Source organism: Corallococcus sp. AB038B, assembly GCF_003668955.1.
GTDB classification, from domain to species: Bacteria; Myxococcota; Myxococcia; order Myxococcales; family Myxococcaceae; genus Corallococcus; species Corallococcus exiguus.
In genome coordinates this window covers 1-384 of record NZ_RAWO01000410.1, presented here as the reverse complement: position 1 = coordinate 384, position 384 = coordinate 1, and the positions used below count along the sequence as shown (strand labels likewise).

The following is a 384-nucleotide window of genomic DNA, read 5'->3' as shown; positions in this document are numbered from 1 at the left end:
AAGAAGCGGCGGAGGTCTCGCTGGTTGTTGAGCTGTCGCAGCAACACGGCGCAGCCGGGGCGAGCCTCGCGTGACAGCAGCGTGGCCCACTCGGAGACGAGCGTGTCGTCCGACCAGTCGAAGATGTTGGACAGCGAGACGACGTCGAAGCGTCCCAGGTCGGGCACGGCGGGGAGCGAGTCCTCCACCAGCGGGACGGGGAGCGGCGCCTCCGCGCGCAGGTACGCGGGACGGTCCTCCGGACGGTAGGCGCCGAGCAGCACGTGCTGCAGGTAGGGATTGTGGTGGGCGTCCTCGCGCCGCAGCCCCCGCTCGAAGGTCGCCTGGAAGTAGCCGGGGTAGGAGCCGGGCGTCGCGTGTTGCGTCGCCGCCGGGCCGAACATG

1 protein-coding gene is annotated in these 384 nt (G+C 71.1%); it reads right to left on the bottom strand.

Annotation, left to right across the window (positions count from 1 at the left end; all coding sequences use genetic code 11):
- Positions 1-384 (bottom strand): DUF3419 family protein (locus tag D7Y04_RS43725; RefSeq protein ID WP_121763102.1); only part of this gene is annotated, 384 nt, incomplete at both ends.